Below are 21,458 nucleotides of genomic sequence, written 5' to 3'. Positions count from 1 at the left end.
GGCTAGAACTCCCCCACCCGGCCGGACGCGAGCCGGTCGATCACGATCACCGCGGCCGCGGTGACCAGCATGAGCAGCGCGCACGCCGCGTACGCCATCTGGTTGTTGAGCTGGCCGGGCCGCGCGATCAGCGCCGCGATCGCGACCGGCAGCGTCGGCGTCTGCGGGCGCGCCAGGAAACTCGTCGCGCCGAACTCGCCGAGCGCGACGACGTAGCCGAACCCGGCCGCGGCGACGACGGCGCGGGAGGCCAGCGGCACGTCGATCTCGCGCCACACCCGCGCCGGGCTCGCGCCGAGGGTGGCCGCGGCCTGGCGCAGGCGGTCGTCGATCGACCGCACCACGGGCAGCACCGTGCGGATCACCAGCGGGATCACCACCAGCGCCTGCGCGAGCGGCACCAGCAGCGGCGACCGGCGCAGGTCGCCGGGCAGCGCGTCGAGCGTGATGAGGTAGCCGAACCCGACGGTCACCGCGGACACGCCGAGCGGCAGCATCAGCGCGGCGTCCATCGACTCGCCGACCCCGCGCGCGAGCCGTCCCGGCGACCGGCGCAGCGCAACCAGCAGGACCGACGCCGACACCCCGATGACCATCGCCAGCACCGTCGCGTCGGTGGCTGTGCGCAGCGAGTTCAGCGCCGCGTCCCAGCCGGAGACCTGGAGCGTGCCGTCGTTTCCGGTGCTGGACAGCGCCCGGTAGCCGGCCAGGCTCCAGCCGTCCACGGTGGACACCGAGCGCAGCAGCAACGCGACGATCGGGGTCAGCAGCAGGCCGAGCACGACGACCGCCGCGCCGACCACGGCCCACTCCCCGCCGACCGGGCGGCGCGCGGTCTCCCGCCGCGACCGCAGCCGCAGCGCGCTCTCCCGGCGGCGGCGGGCGGCCGCGCCGAGCAGCAGCGCGCCCAGGACGGCGGCGATCTGCACCAGCGACAGCGCCGCCGCTCCGGTCAGGTCGAGCAGGTTCTCGGTGCGCAGGTAGATCTCGGTCTCCAGCGTCCGGTACCGCGCGCCGCCGAGGATCAGCACCACGCCGAAACTGGTGGCGCAGAACAGGAACACGACGGCAGCCGCGGACGTGATCGCCGGCATCAGCGCGGGCAGCGTCACCGAACGGAACGCGCGCCAGCGGGACGCGCCCAGCGCGCGGGCGGCGTCCTCGGCCCGCGAGTCCAGCAACGCCCACAGCCCGGCGACCGTGCGGCCGACAACGGCGACGTTGAAGAACGCGTTGGCCAGCACGATGGACAGCCAGCCGCCGTCCGGCCACAGCGCCCGGAACGCCAGGCCCACCACCACGGTGGGCAGCACGAACGGGACGAGCACCAGCGTCCGGACGACCGCCACCCCGGGCAGCCGCACGCGCGCCAGCAGGAACGCGACCGGCAACCCGGCGACCACCGCGATCAGGGTCGAACCGGCGGCCTGCGCGACCGTGAACCACGCCAGCCGCCACGTCTCGCCCTCGGCCAGCGCGGCGAGCACCCCGCCGTCGGCGAAGCCCAGCCGCAGGATCGCGACGACCGGCCAGGCGAAGAAGACGACCAGGAACCCGAGCGGCAGCACAGCCAGTGCCGCCAGCCCGAGCCCGGCACGGCTCACTGGCCGAGCAAGGAGCGCCACTGCTCGATCCACCGCTCACGCCCGGCCTGCACCGTCTCGGCGGGCAGGCTCGCCGGGTTCGGCGGCAGCGGGGCGGCCGTCGTCCACGCGGCGGGCAACGCCACGCCCTCCCGCGCCGGGTAGACGTACATGTTCTCCGCCACCGTCGCCTGGAACTGCTGGGACAGCAGGAAGTCGATCACCTTCTGGGCCTTGTCCGCGTTCGGCGACCCGGCCAGCACGCCGGCGTACTCGACCTGACGGAAGCAGGTGTCCAGCAGCGCCTTCGTGCGCGGCTTGCCGTCCTCGCCGATCTCCGCCGCGGGCGAGGACGCGTAGGACACCACGATCGGCCGCGGCCCCTTGCCGGAGGAGCCGGAGAAGTCCTGGCCGTAGGCCTCCTCCCAGCCGGCGACGGCACGCATGCCGTTGTCCTTCAGCCGGGTCCAGTAGCCCTGCCAGTTCTGCTCGCCGTAGCGGGCGATGGTGCCGAGCAGGAACGCCAGGCCGGGCGAGCTGGTGGCCGGGTTCTCCACGACCAGCAGGTCCTTGTACTCCGGCTTGACCAGGTCGTCGTAGGTCGCGGGCTCCGGGATGCCGCGCTCGGCGAACCAGGTGCTGTCGACGTTGACGCAGACGTCGCCCACATCGACGGCCGACAGGCGGTGCTCGGAGTCCACGGCGTAGCGCTGCGGGCCGCGGTCGGCCTCGGGGCTGGTGTAGGGCGCGAAGACGCCTTCGGTGAGCGCGCGCGACGCGAAGGTCGAGTCGACGCCGAAGGCCGCCTCGCCGATCGGGTTGGCCTTCGTGAGGACCAGGGTGTTGGTGAGCGCGCCCGCGTCACCCTTCTTCACGACGTTGATCGTGATACCGGTCTGCTGCTGGAAGGCGTCGAGGACCTGCTGCGGAGCGGCGAACGAGTCGTGGGTGACGAGCGTGACCGTGGCCGGGCCGTTGTCCGCGTCGTTGCCGGCCAGCGTGCAGCCCGCGGTCAGGGCGGCGACAAGGCCGACCAGGACGCCCGTGCGGAATCTCATGACCACTCCTCGCTCGTTCCGGCGAGAAAGGTCGGGGCCCTCCCTGCGCCGGCATGATCCGGATCAGGTGCGAACGGTCGCGGGCGAACCCGCCTCTCAGCCCGGTGGACCCGGACTCCCGTGGCAACCGTGCAGCGTACCCGCCGCCGTACCACCATGGAGCACATGGCGGAACTACTGAGCGAAACCGAGATCTCCGAGGCCCTCAACAAGCTGCCGTACTGGCAGCGCGCGGGCGACGCGCTGGAGCGCACCGCCGAACTCGCCGACTTTCCGCAGGCCATCGCGGTGGTCAACCGCGTCGCCGAGATCGCCGAGGGCGTGAACCACCACCCGGACATGGACATCCGGTGGCGCACCGTGACGTTCCGGTGCAGCACCCATTCGGCGGGCGGCATCACCGCGAAGGACGTGTCGCTCGCCGAACAGATCGACGGCACGATCGACGCGCTGTGATCTAGGCCGGACCGGCAACTTCGCGGCCGGTCCCGTGCGTTGCCCCTGGTGGAGGGAACGCACCATGAGGAAGGTTGTCACGCGACTGGCCGCCGTGGGAGCCGCCGTCGCCTTGTTGCTGGGAGTGCTCGCCGGGACCGCTTCGGCGGTCACGTCCGCCGCCGTCGAACCGCCGGGCGAGACGCGGGCGGTGGTGGTCGGGACGCTGGCGTTCGGGTTGATGATCGCCGCGGCGGGTGCCGTGTTCTGGTAGACGGCGCGACATCGGGGACCGCAGGAGTGATTTCGGTCACGTCGGCCGCCGGGTTGTAACGACGGGGGCGTCGCGGGCGCTGTCACGCGCGGAAGTCCCTGCTCACCCCGAGGTTCGCCGCCATGAACAGCACGCCCGCCCTGTCGCCCGTCCAGCGCGCCTGGGTCACCGGCCTGGCCACCGCCATCACCCTGCTCGCCGTTCTCGTGCTCGCCGCGCTGGGCTGAGTCCCAGCAGGTCAGCGGCCCGCCGGTGCCCCGGCGGGCCTTTTTCATGCGCTGTTGATCTGTGTCCATGACCACTCGTTGGTGACATTTCCGTGTCCTATTCGTAATGTCACGGGCGGCCATCCCCCGAACGGCCGAAAAGTCCCCTCCCCGAAAATGGTGATCTTCCGAATGGTGGGTCGACATAGATCCAAAGCGAAATCGCTGAGAGTCCCCCTGGCGATCGGCCTGGCCGCGGCGTTCGTGCTGGGCTTCGCGGTCTGGCTGACCGGTAACTTCAGCAGGCAGGACACGGCCAGCATGGCGGCGCAGATGAAACCGCTGCCGACGACCTCGGCCCCGACGAGCACGTCGAGCAGCACGACCACCCCGCCGCCGCCTCCCCCGCCGTCGACGACGACGCCGTCCGTGGCGCCCCCGCCGTCGACCACTTCGAAGTCGACGCCGAAGTCCACGACGACGACCCCGAAGACGACGACCAAGGCGGCGAACGCCTGCTCGTCGGTGCTCGAGGGCACGCTGCCCCACGTGGCGAAGGTGGGCAACCACATCGCCGCGAAGTTCGGCGTGGACGAGATCGGCGGCCGAGCGGGCCGCTCCGGCACGAGCGACCACCCCAGCGGCCTGGCGCTGGACTTCATGGTGGACACCTCCACGGGCAACGCCATCGCGGATTACGTGCTGGCCAACCAGTCCGAGTTCAACGTCAAGTACGTGATCTGGAGGCAGCGCTACAACGACGGCAGCGGCTGGTCGACGATGGAAGACCGCGGCGACGCCACGGCCAACCACTACGACCACGTGCACGTGTCGTTCGAGTCGAGCGGCACGGTGAACGTGACCTGCTGATCGGCGCGGCGTGCGGGCACTGCCCGTGCGCCCCGTCGGTTCACGGAGAACGCCCAGGCTTCCCCCGCCTGGGCGTTCTCGTGTTCCCGATGTCGCCCAGCCGCCAGCGGCTGCCCTGTCCCCCGAGCAGATCCCGCGCCGCCTCTGCACGACGCGCAACACCCGGCACCCGGCACCCGGCATGCGGCACGCGGCACGCGGGCTACGCTCCCCGCCCGCCCGGCACCCCCACCGCCGCGGCAGGCAGCCTCGCCCTTCCCGCGCCACCGCACCCAAGGCCCCGTGCCCGCAACCCGCACCCGATATCCCCACTCGCCCGAGACCACTGGGCTCGGGCACCACCCCGCACCCGGGACCAGCGAACGGGCCACCAGCCGCCCGAACCCCCACTGCCCTCGTGCCACCCCACCTCCCGCGCCCGGAGTCGCCATTCACGCCATGAGCTCGCGCTCCGTGGATCGAGGGCTACTTTCGGTCACGTGGTTCCCGCGCCTCGAACGTCCTGGGCCGTGTCCCGCGGGTGGCACGGGCTCATCGCGCTCGGCGTGACCGCCTCGCTCGCCGTCCCGCTGACGCTGATCTTCACCGGCCGCGCGGACGCGAACTCCGGCCAGACCGGGGAAGCCTCAGCCTTGGCGTCCGCCTGTGGCGGCTCTTCAGCTACTGCACCGTCGAGAGCGACATGGTCGTGCTCGCCGCTGCTCCGGTGCCGGTGTGGCGCCCCACTTTGGACGGCCCGGTCTGGCGCGTGGTGCGGCTGGACGCGCTCCTGGGGATCCTCATTGGTGTTCGCGATCGTGCTGGCCCCCCAGGTGCACCTCACCCGGAGCCGCCCTGTCCGCGACCATCGGCTTCCACTACATCTCCCCGCGGGCGACGATCGCGGCGTGGCTGCTGTTCGGGCCGCGCGCGGATCTCGTGGTCGACGGTCGCGGGCGCCTTCACCGACTGGTACCCGTACCCGTTCCTGGACGTGACCGAACTGGGCCTTGGAGCAGCCATCCACAACGCGGGGCTCGTCGTGGTGCTCGCCCTGGCGTTCGCGGCGCTGTTCAAACTCGCCGACACCCGGATGCCTGCCCTCCTGGGCAACGCACCCACCCGCATGTCGACGCGCGATCCCGCGTGACCCATCGGCGCCGCAGGCCGGCTCAGACGTTGAAGCGGAACTCCACCACGTCGCCGTCAGCCATGATGTAGTCCTTGCCTTCCATCCGGACCTTGCCCGCGGAGCGCGCGGCGGCCATCGAGCCGGCTTCCACGAGGTCGTCGAAGGACACGACCTCCGCCTTGATGAAGCCCCGTTCGAAGTCCGTGTGGATGACGCCCGCGGCCTGGGGCGCGGTGGCGCCCTGCGGGATCGTCCACGCGCGGGACTCCTTCGGGCCCGCCGTGAGGTAGGTCTGCAGGCCCAGCGTGTGGAACCCGGCGCGAGCCAGCGCGTGCAGGCCGGGCTCGGTCTGGCCGACCGACTCCAGCAGCTCGCGCACCGACTCCTCGTCGTCGAGTTCGAGCAGCTCGGCCTCGACCTTCGCGTCCAGGAACACGGCGTCGGCTGGGGCGACCAGCTTCGTCAGCTCCTCGCGCTTCGCCTGGTCGGTCAGCACACCCTCGTCGGCGTTGAAGACGTACAGGAACGGCTTCAGGGTGAGCAGGCTCAGCTCACGCAGCAGCGCGGTGTCGACCTCCTTCTGAGCGGAGAACAACGTCCGCCCGCTGTCGAGGATGTCCTTCGCCTTCTGCGCGGCCTCCAGCGCGGGCCGGTTCTCCTTCTTCGTCCGGGCTTCCTTCTCCAGCCGCGGCAACGCCTTCTCCAGCGTCTGCAGGTCGGCGAGGATCAGCTCGGTGTTGATCGTCTCGATGTCCGACGACGGGTCCACCCGGCCGTCGACGTGCACCACGTCCGGGTCGTCGAACACGCGGATGACCTGGCAGATCGCGTTGGCCTCACGGATGTTCGCGAGGAACTTGTTGCCGAGGCCGGCCCCCTCGGACGCGCCCTTGACGATGCCTGCGATGTCCACAAAGGACACCGTGGCCGGCACGGTGCGGGCGGAGCTGAACATCTCGGCGAGCTTGTCCAGACGCTCGTCGGGCAGCGGCACGACGCCGACGTTCGGCTCGATCGTGGCGAACGGGTAGTTCGCGGCGAGCACGTCGTTGCGGGTCAGCGCGTTGAACAGGGTCGACTTGCCGACGTTGGGCAGGCCGACGATACCGAGGGTCAGACTCACGGCCCGAAGTCTACGGGGCGGGCCCACGGCCCGACCGGGCCGCCCGTTCACGGCCATGTCGGAATTCCGCCAGTCAGGCGCCTGACCTGCTGGCAGGATCGAACCCATGACAGCCATCGCCGCACCGGCCGAGCAGGCACTCTGGCGCGACAACGAGCGGTGCTACCGCGCCGTCGCCTCGCGCGACGCCCGCTTCGACGGCCAGTTCATCACGGCCGTGCGCACCACCGGCATCTACTGCCGGCCGTCCTGCCCGGCGCTCACCCCGCGGCAGGAGAACGTGCGGTTCTACCCGACCGCCGCCGCGGCGCAAGCCGCCGGATTCCGCGCCTGCCGCCGCTGCCTGCCGGATGCCGTGCCCGGCTCACCGGAGTGGAACGTGCGCGCCGACCTCGCCGCACGGGCCATGCGGCTGATCGCCGACGGGGTCGTCGAGCGCGAGGGCGTGCCCGGCCTGGCCCGCCGCCTCGGCTACTCCGAGCGGCAGCTCGGCCGGGTCCTCACCGCCGAGCTCGGCGCGGGACCGCTGGCACTGGCCCGCGCGCACCGGGCGCATTCGGCGCGGCTGCTCATCGAGCTGTCCGAGCTGCCACTGGCCGACGTCGCGTTCGCGGCCGGCTTCGCCAGCGTCCGGCAGTTCAACGACACCATCCGCGAGGTCTTCGCCCGCACTCCGTCGCAGCTGCGCACCGCCGCGGCCGCGGCACGCCGCCGGGCAGGTGCGGCCGAGCCCGAAGCGGGCACGGCCGGGACCCGGCTGTCCCTGCGACTGCCGTTCCGCCCGCCGTTCGACGCCGCCGGGCTCCTCGGCTTCTTCGCCGCCCGGGCCGTGCCCGGCGTGGAGTCCGTCGACGAGCACAGCTACGCCCGCACCCTCCGCCTCCCGCACGGCGCCGCGACGGTGACGCTGACGCCACAGGACGGGCACGTGCGCTGCGACCTGCGGCTCGCCGACGTCCGCGACCTCGGCGCGGCCGTCACCCGGGCCCGGCGCCTGCTGGACCTGGACGCCGACCCCGAGGCCGTCGCGCGCGTGCTCGCCGGCGATCCGGCTCTGGCCCCGGCGGTCGCCGCGACCCCGGGCATCCGCGTCCCCGGCGCCGCCGACGGTTTCGAGCTGGTGCTGCGCGCCATGCTCGGCCAGCAGGTCTCGGTCGCCGCCGCGCGCACCGCCGCCGGCCGCCTCACCGCGGCGCTCGGCGAACCGGTCCCGTGGCAGCAAGACCTCCTGCTGTTCCCCACCGCCGAGGCGGTGGCCGAGCGTGGCCACGAGGTGCTGCGCGGCCCGAAGCGCCGGATCGACGCCATCCTCGGCGCCGCCGCCGCACTCGCCTCCGGTGACGTCGACGTGCACGTCGGACGCGATCCCGCCGAACTGCGAGCCGAACTCCTCGCCCTCACCGGCATCGGCCCTTGGACCGCCGACTACGTGCTAATGCGCGTCCTCGGCGCTCCCGACGTGCTGCTCACCGGCGACCTCGTCCTCCGCAAGGGCGCGGCCGCCCTCGGCATCGCCGACGACATCCCCGCACTCAACGAACGCGCACAGGCGTGGCGGCCCTGGCGGTCCTACGCCGGCATGTACCTGTGGCGCTCCAGCCAAGCCTGAACCCCGTCAAGGAGAACCGACATGAGCATCGCCCACTGGTCCACGACCGACACCCGGATCGGACCGTTCACCGCCATCGTCGCGAGCGACGGCGCCGTCCTGGCCTCCGGCTGGACCGCCGACCTCGGCGAACTGACTCCCCAGATCTCCCCCTCCCTGCGCCCGTCCGACCTCCGTGAGAAGCGCGACCTCGGTGCGGTCAGCACCGCGGTCCGCCGCTACCACGACGGTGAACTGGACGCGATCGACGACATTCCCGTGCGCCAGCGGTCCGGCGAGTTCCTGCAGCACGCGTGGGACGTGCTGCGCACGGTGCCCGCCGGCAAGCCGGTCACCTACACCGAGTACGCCGCCCTCGCCGGCCGTCCCGCCGCCGTCCGCGCCGCGGCCTCGGCCTGCGCCCGCAACGCCGCGGCGCTGTTCGTGCCCTGCCACCGGGTGCTTCGCATCGGTGGCGCGCTGGGCGGCTTCCGCTGGGGAGTCGACGTCAAGCGCTGGCTGCTCGACCACGAAACCCCGTACCGCTCCTGAAGTTCACGCCATCTGCAGCTCCAAACTCGACCCGGTGCGGGACTTGCGCACCCGCAACCGGGTCGGGATCCGCTGCCGCAGCTCCTCCACGTGGGACACCAGGCCGACCACCCGGCCACCGGCCCGCAGCTCGTCGAGGATGTTCATCACCACGTCGAGGGTTTCGGAGTCGAGCGTCCCGAAGCCCTCGTCGACGAACAACGTGTCCAGCAGCGAGCCGCCGGTCTCCGCCGCGACCACGTCGGCCAGCCCGAGGGCCAGCGACAGTGACGCGAGGAACGACTCCCCGCCGGACAGCGTCTTCGCCGGACGGACCGTGCCGGAGAAGTCGTCCAGCACGTCCAGTCCCAGGCCACCCCTCGTGCCGTGCGATCCGGCCGCATCGGAGTGCACGAACGAGTAGCGGCCCTGGCTCATCGTCTGCAACCGCGCCGTCGCGGCGATGGCCACCTCTTCCAGCCGTGCCGCCAGCACGTACGACCGCAGCGACATCTTCCGCGCGTTCTGCCCGCGCCCGTTGACCACGTCGGTCAGCGCGTCGAGCTCGGCGAACTCCTCTTCCAGGGGCCGCAGCCGCTCGGTGGCGGCCGCCAGCCGCTCGGCCAGCGTGCCCAGCGCATCGGCTTGGGCCGTCGCCGACCGCAGGACAGCGACCGCAGCCTCGGCCCGTTCCCGCGCCGCCTGTGCCTTCGCCCTGGCCGACTCGACGTCCACCTCGTCGTCCGGCCCCACCCCGAACAGCTCGGGCTCGTTCAGCGTGGCGCGCGCCGCCGCCTCCGCCGCACGGGCATCGGCCAGTCGCTTCTCCAGATCACGGACCGTCGCCTCGTCACGCGCGGCGGCCCGCATCTCCTCCACGGTCTCGAAACCGGCCCGCCACAGCGCTTCCCGAACGTCGGCGCGCTGACGCTCGAGCTGTTCGGCGGCGCTAGCGGCCGCGGACCGCGCCTCGGCCAGGGCGTCCAGCGCCCGCGCGATCCCCGTCAGGTGCGCGCGGCGGGCGGCGACGTCGGGGTGGTCACCGCGCGCTTCGTCCAGGCGCCGGGCGCGTTCAGCGACGCGCTCGGTCAGCGCCCGGTGCTGGGTCTCGGCGGCCGTGGCCGCCTGCAGTTCGGCCGCACGCTTCGCTTCCAGCTCCCGTTGCTCGGTCTCGGCTGCCTGCACCTGCTTCGCGAGCGGCGCCCGCTGTTGTGCCAGCGCGTCGAGCCCGGCGATCTCCCTGCGCAGCAAGGAAAGTTCCTCGGTCAGCTGCGCGCCGTCCCGGCCCCGCAGACGCTCACGCAGCGCCGCGAGCTTCGTTTCGGCGTCGTGCTTGGCCGCCTCCGCCGACTTGCGGCGCCGCTCCGCCCGGCTCTCCGCCTCTTCCGCCGCCTGCTCCTGCTCCGGTGAAACGGCCTCCGGCGCGGCCATGGCCGGAGCCGGGTGATCGGAGGAACCACACACCGGGCACGGCGAGCCGGACGTCAACCGGGACGCCAGCTCGGCCGCCATGCCGTCGAGCCGCCACCTCCGCAGCTCGAGGAACCGTTCACGCGCCTCCTGGTGCTGGTCGATGGCCTCCCGGGCCGCCGCTCCGGCATCCGCCACGGCGCGCTCGGCCGCGGGCAGGCGCTCCGCGTCCCGGACCGCGGCGACCAGTTCGGACTCGCGCTTGCGGACCTCACCGAGCTTCGCCTCGGCGTCGATCGCGACGTCGAGGCGCTCCCGCAGGTCTCGCACACGCTCCGGGATGCCCGCCAGCTTTTCCCCGAGCACCTGCACGCGTGCCCTGGCCTCGCTCGCTGCCTCGGCGTGGCGCTCGATGTCCCGTTGATCGCGCACCTGCTGCTCGGCCTCGGCCACCAGCCCGGCGAGCGCACCGGCCTCCTCGCGCAGCTTCCCGGACAGCTTGCGCAAGTGCGCGGTGTCCGCCTGCACGTCCGTGAATCCGGTCGCCGCGAGGGCTGCTGCCTTGCGTTCCTCGGCCTCGCGGGCTTCGTCCAGCTGCGCCGCGCACCGGTCCGCCTGTGCCGCGACACCCACCACCGCCGCCGCCCGCCTCGCCGCCTCGAGCTCGGCAGCCCAGCGCGTCCGTTCCTCTTCCTGCTCGGCCAACGCCGCGAGCCGCCGGTGCGCCTCCCGGACCCGGCGGACGCGTTCCGCCGCCGACAGCCGCTCGGCCAGCAGCTCATCAGCCGATTCGCGTGCCGCCCTCGCGCGTTTCTCGTCGTCGCGGGCCTGCTCCACGCTGGTCCGGATCCGCTCGCCGGTGCGTGCGACCCAGCCCGCGATGTCCTCTTCGGGCACGTCCTCCCCGGCCACCTGGGCGAACCGCGCCGTCCATTCGCGCAGTTCCTGGCGCTGCTGGTCGAGTTCGCGCCGCCGGTCCGCCCTCCGCTCCCGGAACCAGCCCTCGACCTCGGCGAACCGCTTGGTGCCGAAGAGCCTCTCCAGCAGCTTCTCGCGCTCGTCGGTGTCCGCGCGCAGGAACCGGGCGAACTCGCCCTGCGGCAACAGCACGACCTGGAAGAACTGCTCGGCGCTCATCCCGAGCAGACGCTGGACCGCGCGGCCGACCTCGTCTATCCGCGTCAGGCCCTCGGGGGGCTGGCCGGCGGGCGGCGGACCGACCCACCGGAGCACCGCCTTCGCCTGCTGCGTCGTCGTTCCCTCGCCGCGCCGTTTCGGACGCTGGTATTCGGGGCTGCGTTGCAACCGCAGCCGCTGCCCCTGCACGGTCAGTTCGAGCACGACCTCGGTCGGCTCGTCCGGATCCGCCAGGTCGCAGCGCAGGCGCTTGACCTGACCGCGCGCGCCGGGAACCGTGCCGAACAACGCGAACGCCACCGCGTCCAGCAGCGTCGTCTTGCCCGCGCCGGTGTCCCCGTGCAGCAGGAAGAGCCCGTCGGCGCCGAGCGCGTCGAAGTCGACGACCTCGCGGGACCGGTACGGTCCGAAGGCCGCCACCTCCAGCCGGTGCAGTCTCATGCCGCGTCCTCCCTGTCCGCCTTCTCCAGGGCCGTCCGCAGCAGCGCGGCCTCCCGCTCGTTCGGCGGCGCGCCACGGCAGTCGTCGAGGAAACCGTGCGCGATCTCCTCGTCGGACCGGCCCCGCACCGCCGCGGCGTACCGCAACGCCGCGGACGTCTTCCCGTTCTCCGGCTGCCACTCCAGGTGCACGGCGTGGGGGAACCGCTCCCGCAGCAACCGCATCGCGTCCACCGGACGGACGGCGTCGGTGAGCGTGACCGACAGGTAGCACTCGATCAGCTCGTCGTGTGCCGGGTCGGCGAGCAGGTCCGCGAGCCTGCCGGTGATCTTCGCGAGCCGGCGCGGAACCGGCAGCTCGTGCCGCCGCACGCCGGTCAGGCCGGACGCGTCGAGGTCCACGATCCACACCGATTTCCGTTGCTGCGCCTCGGAGAACGAGTAGGCGACCGGGCTGCCCGAGTACCGCAGGTGCTCGGCGAGCGTCTGCGGGCCGTGCAGGTGTCCCAACGCGACGTAGTCCGCGCCGTCGAAGACCGAGCCGGGAACCTGTTCCACACCGCCGATCGCGATGGACCGCTCCGATTCGGTGGGCGCGCCGCCGGTCACGAACGCGTGTGCGAGGACGACCGAGCGGGTTCCCGGCGCACGGTTCGCGAGATCGGCGCGGATGCGGCGCATCGCCTCGGTGAGCACGCCCGTGTGCCCGCGCGCGCCCGTCACGCCGAGGGCGTGCCGCGCCGGTTCCGGCTCCAGGTAAGGGATGCCGTATATCGCGACCGGCCCGTGGTCGTCGTCGAGCAGGACCGGATCGGCGATCCGGTCGATCGTCGTCCGCAGGTGCAGACCGCCCGCGGCGGCGAACTCGCCGAACGCGCCCAGCCTCGGGGCCGAGTCGTGGTTGCCGGAGGTCAGGACGATGTGCGCGCCTGCGTGCCGGAGGCGGCTCAGGGCGCGGTTGGCGACCTGCACCGCCTCGGCGGACGGCACGGCGCGGTCGTAGATGTCGCCCGACACGAGGACGACGTCCACCCCCTCGGCGGCCACCACGTCCGCGAGGTGCCCGAGCACGGCGTCCTGCTCGGCGAGCAGGTCCAGCCCGTGGAAGGTGCGTCCGACGTGCCAGTCGGAGGTGTGCAGGAGTCTCACGTGGCCCAAGTTAGGAGGGGGGTCCGACAGAATCCCGCAGACACACCGCGATCCCTCACCCGAACGTGTGTTCGGAGTGGATCCGCGCGGGCGGGCCCCGTTTTTGTCGGTGCCCTCCGTCATGATGCGGTCACGTTCTCGACGATCAAGAAAGGAGGGCGGCAGTGGCCTCCACCGTGATCAGCACGGCAGCCGTCGCGATCGCTTTGGTCCTGGTCGTGGCGGTCGCCCTGCTGTGGCGGCTCTACGGCGACAGCATGCGCCGCGCGGACGCGGCGGCGCGGCAGGTCGAAGCCGAGCGGTCACGCGTGGATCAGCAGCAGGCCGCGTTGCGCAGGTACGAAGTGGCCTTCGCCTCGATCACCGGCCGGGGCGAGCTGGGCGAGCAGGTACTGGCGGAGACCGCGCGGGCGCTGGGGTTGCGCGAGGGGCTGCACTACACACTGCAGACCGACCTGGGTGGTGGTGGATCGGCCAAACCGGACATGGTGCTGCGGGTCGGTGGCGACCGGGCCGTGCCGGTCGACGCGAAGGCGAGCCTGGCCTGCTGGGCGGAAGCGGTCGAGACCGACGATCCGGACGAGCGGATGGACGCGTTGCGGGTCCACGTCCGCAACCTCCGCTCCCGGGCGGCCGAACTCGCGGGCAAGGGGTACCAGCGCTGGGCCGACGCGATCTACGGCACGGTGATGTTCGTGCCGTCCGACGCGGCCGTGGTGGCGGCGCTGGACACCGATCCCGAACTGCTGCGCTGGATGCTCGACCGGCGGGTGTTCCTGTGCGGACCGACCGGGTTCGCGGTGGTGGCGTCGGCCGCGCTGTTCGCCGCGAGCGACCGGGCGGTCGTGGACGACATCGAGCGGGTGCGGGCAGGCGCGGCGGCCGCACACCGGGCGGCCGGCAACGCGGTCGAGGCCCTCAACCTCAGCAGCACCCACCTGCAGCGGTTCCTGTCGGCGCGACGGCGGGAGATGGAGGCGCTCGAAGGGTTCCGGGCAGCCGTGGCGCCACTGTCGGACGCGGCCGCCAGCCCGACCGAAGTGGCGCCCATCCGAAGGGGGGACGAGATAGCCGCGAGCTAGCGAAAAATTCGCGTTACCGGCACGTTGCCAACACGGCCGGACGAGCCGAAACCCCTGATCACGACGGGGACCCGCGGGGCCGCGCCAGTGGTCTGAACCGCATCCTCGGCGGGATGGGGAGCCAGTGGGGTCGGCTACAGGTTACGGTGTTGCCTCGTGACCGCCATTCCCGATCGCCGGAGCGATTCCGACGCCGACGACATCCCCGTGCCGTGGGATCAGCGTCCCATCGTCGGTGAACGCCGGGGCCTGCCGTGGTGGGGTGCCGTGCTCCTCGCTTTCGGGCTGGCGGTGATCGGCGCGGTCGTCGACATGCAGGCGCAGAACAAGCTCGGCTGGCTGTTCCAGGGCGCGTACTTCGTCGGCGCCGTGGGCGCGGTGTGCGGCGTGCAGCGGCGCAGCCTGTTCGGGCCGATGGTGGAGCCCCCGCTGATCCTGGGGATCACCGTGCCCGGGGTCGTGCTGCTGGTCTCCGGGTTGCCGGACAACAGCGACATGCTGACGAAGGTGCTGGCGGTCGGCACGCCGCTGATCAACGGCTTCCCGACGATGGCGATCACGACGGGCTGCACCCTGGTGCTGGGCATCGTCCGGATCTACCGGGAGCGCAACCCGGACGCGAAGGCGAAGGCCAGCGACGGCAAGCGGCCCACGGACCCGAAGCGTCCCGGCGGCGAGGCTCGCGGCGGTGCGGCGCGGGGTGAAGCGCCGCGTCGGCGCCGTCCGGCGGAGGACCATGCCGGCGCGGAGGACCGTCCGGGCGGTGACGGTGCTGCTGCGGGTGCGGTCGCTGCCGGACGTGGTGCGGCGGGGCGACGTCCCGGACGCCGCCCGGTCGACGACGATCCGCGTCGCGCCGCGGACGAGGCGCCTCGGCGCGGTCGTCGCGGGGCGGACGGTGGCGCGCGGCGTCCGGCTGGGGACGACCCACGCCGGGACCCGGGTCTCCGGGACGACCCGCGGCGCGAAGCCCGCGGCGGCAAGACGCCGCCCCCGGGACGGCGCCCGCGGCAGCGCGGCGTGCCCCCGGAGGAAGCCGACCGCCGCGGCGGTGAACCACGCGCCGGCGGTCCGGCTGCCGACCGCCCCCGCCGGGTCCCCCCACGAGGCGGCGACCCACGCCTGGACCCGCGCCGAGCCCCCGAAGGCCGCCGCGGAAACACCCCACGCCGCCGCCCCTGGGACGACGACGCCTGAGAGTGCGGTCTGCCTGCGCTGGAACCAGGACGCCTGAGCGGGCGGTCTGCCAGCTGCGGCAGCAGGACGCCTGAGCGGGCGATCTGCCAGCTGCGGCAGCAGGACGCCTGAGCGGGCGATCTGCCAGCTGCGGCAGCAGGCCGGGCTCAAGACAGCCACGCCCGAGATCGCAACGTGCTAACTGCCCCAGCGGGCCGGACTCCAGCGAAGCCGGCGTGCTGGCGTTGAGGCGAGCGCGCCGGGCTCCGGTCGGGACGAGCGCCTGGGCCGTGGAGCGGACGGACGCCGAGGCTGCGGCGAGGACAAGCGCGGGCTGCAGTGGGATTGGCGTCGGGGCTGTGGAGCCGGTGCCCCAGCGCTGTGAAGTCAGTACCGGAGCAACCGATGCGCAGAGTTCGGCCAGACGCAGCGCGCCGAGCTGGGCAGAGTCCTAGCCGCCTTCAACAACCGCGGCAGGGTCCTAGCCGCCTTCAACAACCGCGGCAGGGTCCTAGCCGCCTTCAACAACCGCGGCAGGGTCCTAGCCGCCTTCAACAACCGCAGCAGGGTCCTAGCCGCCTTCAACAACCGCAGCAGGGTCCTAGCCGCCTTCAACAACCGCGGCGGTTCAGGTCTGAGGGCACAGGGCAAGAGGCAGTTCTGGGACAGGGGTCGTCTCGGAACCGGCCAACCACCCCGCCGAATCCGACCGGCACCAAACCCCGCGCGGTCAGACGCTTCGCAGCTCGCGGGGCAGTGCGAAGGCGATCTTCTCGTTCGCGGTCGTCACTTCCTGCACCTCGCCCCAGCCGCGTTCGGACAGCCACGCCAGCAGGTCCATCACGAGCACGTCCGGCACCGACGCACCGCTCGTCACGCCGACCGTCGTCACGCCCTCCAGCCACTTCTCGTCGACCTCGCGGGCGAAGTCGATCAGGTGCGCGTCCCTCGCGCCGGCCTGCTTGGCGACCTCCACGAGGCGCTGGGAGTTCGACGAGTTCTTCGACCCGACGACCAGCACGAGGTCGCACTCCGGCGCCATCGCCTTCACCGCCGTCTGACGGTTGGACGTCGCGTAGCAAATGTCGTCGCTGGGCGGGTCCGCCAGGTTCGGGAAGCGGCCCTTGAGCTGGTCGACGCGCTCCATCGTCTCGTCGACGCTGAGCGTGGTCTGCGACAGCCACACGACCTTCGACGGGTCCCGCACCTCGACCTTCGCCGCGTCCTCGGCCGTGTCCACCAGCTGCACGTGCGTCGGCGCCTCACCGGCGGTGCCCTCGACCTCCTCGTGGCCCTCGTGGCCGATCAGCAGGATGTCGTAGTCCTCGCGCGCGAACCGGTTGACCTCCTTGTGCACCTTCGTCACCAGCGGGCACGTCGCGTCGATGGTGCGCAGCTTGCGCTCCTCCGCCTCCGCCCGCACGGCCGGCGACACCCCGTGCGCCGAGAATACGACGAGCTCCCCCTCGGGCACCTCGGACGTCTCCTCGACGAAGATGACCCCACGCTCGCGCAGCGACTCGACCACGTGCCGGTTGTGCACGATCTCCTTGCGCACGTACACAGGGGGCCCGTACAGCTCCAGGGCCTTCTCCACGGCGACCACGGCGCGGTCGACGCCGGCGCAGTAGCCACGCGGCTTGGCCAGCAACACACGCTTGACGGGCTCGGAGACAGCAGTCATACGTCCAGGGTACGGGCCGCCCGGCAGGCGAACCCCGCCCCCACCGGGCACCCCTCGCCCGAATTCTGTGCATCCCGTCACGTCGCCACGCCGCACCGGTTGGGCTGAACCGCCAAGGTGCGGCACGCTGTACCCATGAAGCCACTCCCGCTTCCCCTCCGCGTCGCGGCGGGCCTGGCCGTCACCGCCGCCGAACGGGCCCGCGACCTGCCGAAAACCCTGCTCGGCCTGCCGGTCACGGTGATCTCCGGCGTGCTCCAGTTCTCCATGCGGATGCAGCAGCACGTCACCGAGCTGGCCATCCGCGGTGACGACGCCCTCGCCTCGCTGCGCCCCGTCGAGGACGCCCCGAGCTGGGCCACCTTCGACGAGGACCTGCCCGCCGACCAGCCTGCCGAACAGCCGCGCCCGGACCGCAACGGCCACCGCCCGGACGCGGTGCTCGCCGAGGTCGGCGACAGCCCCTGGGAGCAGGAGGAACGCGCGCTGGGCGAGGAGCACGTCGAGGGCGAGTTCGACAGCCCGGCCGGCACCGGCGAAGGCCCGCTCGACCTGGCCAACTACGACGAGCTCACCCTGCCCCAGCTGCGCGCTCGCCTGCGCCGCTTCTCCCTCGAAGAACTCGAAGAGCTGCTGGAGTACGAGCGCGCCCACGAGAACCGCGCGCAGTTCGTCGGCATGCTGGCCCGTCGCATCACCAACGTGCAGCGCGCCAACGCCACCGGGGACACCGAGGCGGAGTGAGCGCCGAACCCACCTCCGCCGAGAACCCGTGGCCGGTCCGCACCGTCGCGCGCAAGATCGCCGAGTGGATCAACCGGCTCGGCTCGGTCTGGGTCGAGGGCCAGGTCACCCAGATCAACGCCCGCCCCGGCACCCAGACCGCGTTCCTCACCCTGCGCGACCCGGCCGCCGACGTCTCCATGACCGTCACCTGCCCGACCGGCCTGCTGCGCGGCATCGAACCGCCGCTGCGGGACGGCGCCAGCGTGGTCGTCTACGCCAAACCGACCTTCTACCTGGGCCGCGGCACGATCTCGCTGCGGGCGACCGAGATCCGCGCGGTCGGCATCGGTGAGCTGCTCGCCCGCATCGAACGGCTGCGCCGTCTCCTGGCCGCCGAGGGCCTGTTCGCCAAGGAACGCAAGCGCCGCCTCCCGTTCCTGCCCAAGGGCATCGGCCTGATCACCGGCCGCGCGTCGGCGGCGGAGCGGGACGTGCTGGTCAACGCGCACGCCCGGTGGCCCGCCGCGCCGTTCCAGGTGGTCAACACCGCCGTGCAGGGCGTGCAGGCGGTGCCGCAGATCGTCAAGGCGCTGAAGATGCTCGACGCCGACCCGTCCGTCGAGGTCATCGTCATCGCGCGGGGCGGCGGCAGCGTCGAGGACCTGCTGCCGTTCTCCGACGAGACCCTGTGCCGCGCCGTCGCGGCCGCGCGGACCCCGGTGGTCAGCGCCATCGGCCACGAACCGGACACGCCCCTGCTCGACCACGTCGCCGACGTGCGCTGCTCCACCCCGACCGATGCGGGCAAGCGCGTCGTGCCGGACGTCAAGGAGGAGACCGAGCGGGTCCGGCAGATGCGCGACCGGGCCCGCCGCGCGCTGCACGGCTGGGTGGACACCCAGTGCCGCCTGCTCGACCAGCTGCGCAGCCGCCCCGTGCTGGCCGATCCGCTCGGCCCGATCAACCGGCGCGCGGACGAGATCGAGCTGCACCGGGAACGCGGCCGCCGCGCGGTGCTCAACCTGGTCTCGCACGAGCAGGCCGCCATCTCCGGCGCGCGCGGCAAGCTGACCGCGCTCGGACCGGCCGCGACCCTCGAACGCGGGTACGCGGTCGTGCAATACCGGGACGACGCAGGCAACCTCCAGGTGCTCCGGCACATCTCTGAAGTAGCGGACGGAACTCCGCTGCGCGTGCGCGTCGTCGACGGAGCGGTGCACGCGGTCGCGAAATCCACCGAACCTGGGGAGTAGGAAGTGCTGCGTTCCGCTCGGGCAACGTTCCTCCCGCTCACCACGGACGCCGCGGCCCGGGCCGGGGCGCAGGCCGTTCTCGACCGGGCAGGCGCCGCCGAGGCCGCGGCCGGCGCCTGCTGGGCGTCGCTGCTGGCCGGGTGCGCCGTGCCGGGCCGCTGGGACCTGGACGCGCGCCTGCGGCAGCTGTCGGAGGCGACCTCGGCCTTCGTGGGCGTGAAGTGGTGGTTCAACGAGGGCGCGCCGCACCGCAGGCGGGTCGCGCAGGCGCAGGGGTCCATCGAACTGGCGATCACCGAGGGTGACGGCCAGGAGTTCGCCACGGCCTTCGCCGGTTACGACCACGCGATGGCGAGCGCGGTAGTGTGCGCTCGTCGACCCCCGAGGAGCACAACCCGGTGACCGAAGAACTCGGCTATGAACAGGCCCGCGACCAGCTGATCGAGGTCGTCCGCGAGCTGGAGGCGGGCGGTCTGTCCCTGGAGCAGTCGCTGGCGCTGTGGGAGAAGGGCGAGCACCTCGCCAAGCTGTGCGAGCGTCACCTGGAAGGCGCGCGCGAGCGGATCGAGGACGCGCTGAAGTCCGTGGAGGACGAAACCGGCGACGAAGGGTGACATTCGCCATCACGACGCTGCCCTGCGAGCCCGCGCGAGTCTGAGAGAATCGTTACCCGCGCCAGCACGACCCTGGAGGGCAGCAATGACCAGCGGCACCCAGTCCCCGAGCTCGACCAGACGCAAGGAAGCGCCGGATCGCAACCTCGCGATGGAACTGGTGCGCGTCACCGAGGCAGCCGCCATGGCGGCAGGCCGCTGGGTCGGCAAGGGCGACAAGAACGCGGGCGACGGCGCGGCCGTCGACGCGATGCGCCAGCTCATCTCGACCGTGTCGATGCGCGGTGTCGTCGTCATCGGCGAGGGCGAGAAGGACGAAGCCCCGATGCTCTACAACGGCGAAGAGGTGGGCAACGGGGACGGCCCGGCCTGCGACGTCGCCGTGGACCCGATCGACGGCACGACCCTGATGTCCAAGGGCATGCCGAACGCGCTGGCCGTGCTCGCGGTCGCCGAGCGCGGCGCGATGTTCGACCCGTCGGCGGTCTTCTACATGGAGAAGCTGGCCGTCGGCCCGGAGGCCGCGGGCGTGGTGGACCTGTCCGCGCCGGTCGCGGAGAACATCCGCCGCGTCGCGAAGGCCAAGCACACCGAGGTCTCCGACGTGACGGTGTGCATCCTGGACCGCCCGCGGCACGAGCAGCTGGTGAAGGAGGTCCGCGAGGCGGGCGCCCGGATCCGGTTCATCTCCGACGGTGACGTCGCGGGAGCGATCGCCGCCGCCCGTCCGACCACCGGTGTCGACATGCTGTTCGGCATCGGCGGCACGCCGGAGGGCATCATCACCGCCTGCGCGATGAAGTGCCTCGGCGGCGAGCTGCAGGGGCGGTTGTGGCCGAAGGACGACGCCGAGCGCGAGAAGGCGATCGGCGCCGGGCACGACCTCGACCGCGTGCTCACCACCGACGACCTGGTGCGCGGCGACAACGTGTTCTTCTGCGCGACCGGCGTGACCGACGGCGACCTGCTGCGCGGGGTGCACTACCGCTCCGGCGGCGCGACGACCCAGTCGATCGTGATGCGCTCCAAGTCCGGCACGGTGCGGCTGATCGACGGCTACCACCGCCTGACCAAGCTCCGCGCGTACTCCTCCGTCGACTTCGACGGTGTCCTGACCGATGCCCCCGACGACGATGTGGTGCCCCCGCTGCCGTGAAACGCCTCCTGCTGATCGCCGCCGCCTGCCTGCTCGCCGTCACCGGGGCGGTGCAGTCGGCGGCGGCCCGGCCGGACCTGGTCGGCGGCGTGTCCGCCGACCAGACCTACTCCTTCGTCGCGTCGCTGCAGACCACCGCGGGCAGGCACTTCTGCGGCGCGTCCCTGATCTCCCCGCAGTGGTTGCTGACGGCGGCGCACTGCGTCCACGACCAGCCCGCGGACACCTTCACCGCCCGGATCGGCAGCAACGACCGCACGCAGGGCGGTGAGGTCGCGAAACCGGACCGGGTCATCACCCACCCGAACTACAACCCGAGCGGGCCGGGCGGGGACATCGCCCTGGTCCACCTGGCCGGCCCGGTGCAGGCCGCGCCGGTCGGGCTCGGCACATCGGTCGCGGTCGGCACGTCGGTGCGGCTGCTCGGCTGGGGCCAGCTCTGCCCGACCCCGGGTTGCGGCTCCGCGCCGATCGACCTCCAGCAGCTGGACACGACGCTCGTCGACGCGGCCCGTTGCGCGGCCATCGACCCGGCGACCGAGCTGTGCACCGACTCGCCGGGCGGGACGGCCGGCGCGTGCTACGGCGATTCCGGCGGGCCGGAGCTGGTGCGGGCCGGTGACCGGTGGCTGCTGCTGGGCCTGACCAGCCGCTCCGGCAACAACGATCCGGCCTGCACGACGGCGCCGTCGATCTACACCTCGGCGCTGGCGTACACGCAGTGGATCACCGAGCAGACCGCGCCACCACCGCCCCCGGCCCCTGCGCCCAGCCCGACGCCGACCCCGGCGCCGGCTCCCACGCCCTCCCCTAGCCCGACGACGACCTCCACGCCACCGCCGCCCGCCTGAC

General features: G+C 72.6%; 21 protein-coding genes and 1 riboswitch. Of the genes, 14 read left to right on the top strand and 7 right to left on the bottom strand.

The features are described 5' to 3' along the window. Positions 1–2: 2 nt before the first annotated feature. Entirely contained in the window at positions 3–1,604 is a 1,602-nt protein-coding gene (locus tag AMYTH_RS0134995; RefSeq protein ID WP_084022738.1) for an ABC transporter permease, read from the bottom strand. Beyond that, positions 1,601–2,641 carry a thiamine ABC transporter substrate-binding protein gene (locus AMYTH_RS0134990; RefSeq protein WP_027934124.1) on the bottom strand — a complete coding sequence of 347 codons (1,041 nt, stop codon included), beginning with the start codon at positions 2,639–2,641 and terminating at the stop codon, positions 1,601–1,603. Before AMYTH_RS0134990 ends, AMYTH_RS0134995 begins: the two co-directional genes overlap by 4 nt. A gap of 22 nt (positions 2,642–2,663) precedes the next feature. Further along, a riboswitch (TPP riboswitch) is annotated at positions 2,664–2,773 on the bottom strand. A 33-nt stretch (positions 2,774–2,806) separates the two neighbouring features. Between AMYTH_RS0134990 and AMYTH_RS0134985 the strand changes: the two genes are divergently transcribed. Beyond that, complete coding sequence (locus tag AMYTH_RS0134985) at positions 2,807–3,097, top strand: 4a-hydroxytetrahydrobiopterin dehydratase (RefSeq protein ID WP_020422309.1); 291 nt, start codon at positions 2,807–2,809, stop codon at positions 3,095–3,097. Positions 3,098–3,161: 64 nt separating this feature from the next. After that, positions 3,162–3,350 carry a hypothetical protein gene (locus AMYTH_RS0134980; RefSeq protein WP_027934123.1) on the top strand — a complete coding sequence of 63 codons (189 nt, stop codon included), beginning with the start codon at positions 3,162–3,164 and terminating at the stop codon, positions 3,348–3,350. Positions 3,351–3,621: 271 nt separating this feature from the next. Here the strand turns inward: AMYTH_RS0134980 and AMYTH_RS51100 are convergent, their stop codons facing one another. After that, on the bottom strand, positions 3,622–4,095 hold the full coding sequence (locus AMYTH_RS51100; protein WP_323807248.1) for a hypothetical protein: 474 nt from the start codon (positions 4,093–4,095) through the stop codon (positions 3,622–3,624). A 10-nt stretch (positions 4,096–4,105) separates the two neighbouring features. Here AMYTH_RS51100 and AMYTH_RS51095 point away from each other — a divergent pair, with 10 nt between their 5' ends. Together AMYTH_RS51095 and AMYTH_RS48265 are read left to right on the top strand one after the other, a co-directional pair. Further along, positions 4,106–4,426 (top strand): hypothetical protein, encoded by a 321-nt coding sequence (locus AMYTH_RS51095; protein WP_323807247.1) that lies wholly within the window; start codon positions 4,106–4,108, stop codon positions 4,424–4,426. 682 nt (positions 4,427–5,108) lie between these two features. Next, complete coding sequence (locus AMYTH_RS48265; protein ID WP_209440810.1) at positions 5,109–5,555, top strand: Pr6Pr family membrane protein; 447 nt, start codon at positions 5,109–5,111, stop codon at positions 5,553–5,555. Between the two features lie 22 nt (positions 5,556–5,577). Here the strand turns inward: AMYTH_RS48265 and ychF are convergent, their stop codons facing one another. Beyond that, positions 5,578–6,660: a redox-regulated ATPase YchF gene (gene ychF, locus AMYTH_RS0134955; RefSeq protein WP_027934120.1), complete on the bottom strand. Its 1,083-nt coding sequence runs from the start codon at positions 6,658–6,660 to the stop codon at positions 5,578–5,580. A gap of 106 nt (positions 6,661–6,766) precedes the next feature. Here ychF and AMYTH_RS0134950 point away from each other — a divergent pair, with 106 nt between their 5' ends. Together AMYTH_RS0134950 and AMYTH_RS0134945 are read left to right on the top strand one after the other, a co-directional pair. Continuing rightward, positions 6,767–8,269, top strand: coding sequence for an AlkA N-terminal domain-containing protein (locus AMYTH_RS0134950; RefSeq protein WP_027934119.1), 1,503 nt, complete (start codon positions 6,767–6,769; stop codon positions 8,267–8,269). Positions 8,270–8,290: 21 nt separating this feature from the next. Continuing rightward, on the top strand, positions 8,291–8,800 hold the full coding sequence (locus AMYTH_RS0134945; RefSeq protein WP_017984770.1) for a methylated-DNA--[protein]-cysteine S-methyltransferase: 510 nt from the start codon (positions 8,291–8,293) through the stop codon (positions 8,798–8,800). A gap of 3 nt (positions 8,801–8,803) precedes the next feature. On the opposite strand, the gene AMYTH_RS0134940 is transcribed toward AMYTH_RS0134945, so the two are convergent. Both AMYTH_RS0134940 and AMYTH_RS0134935 read right to left on the bottom strand, forming a co-directional pair. Next, on the bottom strand, positions 8,804–11,767 hold the full coding sequence (locus tag AMYTH_RS0134940; RefSeq protein WP_027934118.1) for an AAA family ATPase: 2,964 nt from the start codon (positions 11,765–11,767) through the stop codon (positions 8,804–8,806). Then, positions 11,764–12,915 (bottom strand): exonuclease SbcCD subunit D, encoded by a 1,152-nt coding sequence (locus AMYTH_RS0134935; protein WP_027934117.1) that lies wholly within the window; start codon positions 12,913–12,915, stop codon positions 11,764–11,766. The genes AMYTH_RS0134940 and AMYTH_RS0134935 overlap by 4 nt, the downstream gene beginning before the upstream one ends. 164 nt (positions 12,916–13,079) lie before the next feature. Between AMYTH_RS0134935 and rmuC the strand changes: the two genes are divergently transcribed. Continuing rightward, positions 13,080–13,997 (top strand): DNA recombination protein RmuC, encoded by a 918-nt coding sequence (gene rmuC / locus AMYTH_RS0134930; protein ID WP_020422321.1) that lies wholly within the window; start codon positions 13,080–13,082, stop codon positions 13,995–13,997. 156 nt (positions 13,998–14,153) lie between these two features. Continuing rightward, positions 14,154–15,194 carry a DUF6542 domain-containing protein gene (locus tag AMYTH_RS0134925; protein WP_027934116.1) on the top strand — a complete coding sequence of 347 codons (1,041 nt, stop codon included), beginning with the start codon at positions 14,154–14,156 and terminating at the stop codon, positions 15,192–15,194. A gap of 709 nt (positions 15,195–15,903) precedes the next feature. On the opposite strand, the gene AMYTH_RS0134915 is transcribed toward AMYTH_RS0134925, so the two are convergent. Then, a complete protein-coding gene (locus tag AMYTH_RS0134915; RefSeq protein ID WP_084022736.1) occupies positions 15,904–16,857 on the bottom strand; it encodes a 4-hydroxy-3-methylbut-2-enyl diphosphate reductase in 954 nt (317 codons plus the stop codon). 135 nt (positions 16,858–16,992) lie between these two features. Here AMYTH_RS0134915 and AMYTH_RS0134910 point away from each other — a divergent pair, with 135 nt between their 5' ends. The 6 genes from AMYTH_RS0134910 (at position 16,993) to AMYTH_RS0134885 (ending at position 21,457) form a co-directional block, all read left to right on the top strand. Further along, positions 16,993–17,601, top strand: coding sequence for a lipid droplet-associated protein (locus AMYTH_RS0134910; protein WP_027934113.1), 609 nt, complete (start codon positions 16,993–16,995; stop codon positions 17,599–17,601). Beyond that, positions 17,598–18,836: an exodeoxyribonuclease VII large subunit gene (xseA, locus tag AMYTH_RS0134905; RefSeq protein ID WP_027934112.1), complete on the top strand. Its 1,239-nt coding sequence runs from the start codon at positions 17,598–17,600 to the stop codon at positions 18,834–18,836. The genes AMYTH_RS0134910 and xseA overlap by 4 nt, the downstream gene beginning before the upstream one ends. A gap of 3 nt (positions 18,837–18,839) precedes the next feature. Then, positions 18,840–19,238: a hypothetical protein gene (locus AMYTH_RS0134900; protein ID WP_027934111.1), complete on the top strand. Its 399-nt coding sequence runs from the start codon at positions 18,840–18,842 to the stop codon at positions 19,236–19,238. Continuing rightward, positions 19,235–19,450: an exodeoxyribonuclease VII small subunit gene (locus AMYTH_RS0134895; protein WP_017984779.1), complete on the top strand. Its 216-nt coding sequence runs from the start codon at positions 19,235–19,237 to the stop codon at positions 19,448–19,450. Before AMYTH_RS0134900 ends, AMYTH_RS0134895 begins: the two co-directional genes overlap by 4 nt. 85 nt (positions 19,451–19,535) lie before the next feature. Next, the gene (gene glpX / locus AMYTH_RS0134890) at positions 19,536–20,606 is read left to right on the top strand and encodes a class II fructose-bisphosphatase (protein ID WP_027934110.1); all 1,071 of its coding nucleotides are present in this window, start codon (positions 19,536–19,538) and stop codon (positions 20,604–20,606) included. Then, complete coding sequence (locus AMYTH_RS0134885) at positions 20,603–21,457, top strand: S1 family peptidase (RefSeq protein ID WP_027934109.1); 855 nt, start codon at positions 20,603–20,605, stop codon at positions 21,455–21,457. Before glpX ends, AMYTH_RS0134885 begins: the two co-directional genes overlap by 4 nt. Position 21,458: the final 1 nt, after the last annotated feature.

The sequence above is a fragment of the Amycolatopsis thermoflava N1165 genome (assembly GCF_000473265.1).
Lineage (GTDB): Bacteria > Actinomycetota > Actinomycetes > Mycobacteriales > Pseudonocardiaceae > Amycolatopsis_E > Amycolatopsis_E thermoflava.
Note: the sequence above shows the minus strand (reverse complement) of the source record. Positions and strands in the feature narration are given on the sequence as shown.